Source organism: Bacteroides sp. An51A, from assembly GCF_002161565.1.
Classification (GTDB): Bacteria; Bacteroidota; Bacteroidia; order Bacteroidales; family Bacteroidaceae; genus Phocaeicola; species Phocaeicola intestinalis.
Map to the genome: position 1 here is coordinate 1 of NZ_NFIC01000022.1, position 1,081 is coordinate 1,081.

The window sequence follows — 1,081 nt, forward strand, 5'->3', positions numbered from 1 at the left end:
GGCAGAGTCAACCAGCGAGTGCAACATTACGAAATATTTTTGAAAAAGACCTCAGCCGGAGTCAAGAAATTGAGTTTTTCTCTCGGTCTGGCATTAATTTTCTTCCTGATCTTGGTTATTTTTCCTTCTGTAACCGTACTGATGTCGGTTCCTTTCGGGATATATTGCCGTATCAGCTTGTTGCCGTTTTCTATGGCTCCTTTCTGCCATGCGCAATAGGAATCGGCAAAATACACGGGCACGTTGAGCTTCTTGGTTATCCATTCATGCTCGGCGAACTCACTGCCGTTGTCCGTGGTGATGGACTTCAAGGCCTCTCCCTTGTATGGCAGCAGCAACCTCCACACGGTTCTTGCCACAGGCTTCGCTTTCTTCCCGTGCTTGAGCCTTTCCATCAACAGGAAGTTCGTGCTCCTTTCCGTCAGCGTGAGGATGGCGTTGCTGTCCTTGTCCACGATGAGGTCCATCTCCCAGTCCCCGAAACGTTTGCCGTCGGCTTCCGCCGGACGCTCGTGTATGCTCACACGGTTACGGATGTTCGTGGCCTTAGTCTCATGACGGTGTGAGGCCTTGCGCTTGTATTTCATCTTATGCCGGCAATGGGAAGCCAGTTCCCCGCTTTCGTCCTTGCGGATGAGGGCGTAAATGGCTTCATGGGAGACGTTTATACCCTCCAGCTTCAAACGTCCGGATATCTGCCGGGGAGACCACTGCTCGTTTTTTATGAACTCAATGATGCGCCATTGCAGCACATCATCCAGCCCCCTGTTGCCGGGCGTATGACACCGGCGGGATTCTGCCATGTCATGCGCCTTGTTCCATACATACTTGCCGCTCGGCGTGGAGTTACGCTTTATCTCACGGCTTACCGTCGATTTGTGGACTCCTATGGAACGAGCAATCATTTCCAGAGTCTCACCCTTTTGTCGTCCCAGGTAAATTGCGTACCTTTGCTCACGGGTTAAGTGCTTATACTTCATAGACAATACAAAAGTAATTAATCCGTGGGAGACAGAGGTCTCCCTTTTTTATTTTGTATTGCCGGATGACCCTGATTCCGGGCTTCCACCGCCTTCCTCCG

General features: G+C 51.1%; 1 protein-coding gene. It reads right to left on the minus strand.

All coding sequences use genetic code 11. The features are described from left to right. Window positions 1–26 precede the first annotated feature (26 nt). Entirely contained in the window at window positions 27–980 is a 954-nt protein-coding gene (locus tag B5G04_RS19185) for an IS30 family transposase (RefSeq protein WP_087395476.1), read from the minus strand. Window positions 981–1,081 lie beyond the last annotated feature (101 nt).

Excerpts from the sequence above, each read along its gene's own strand:
- B5G04_RS19185 (WP_087395476.1), bottom strand. The coding sequence starts at position 980 with ATGAAGTATAAGCACTTAACCCGTGAGCAAAGGTACGCAATTTACCTG.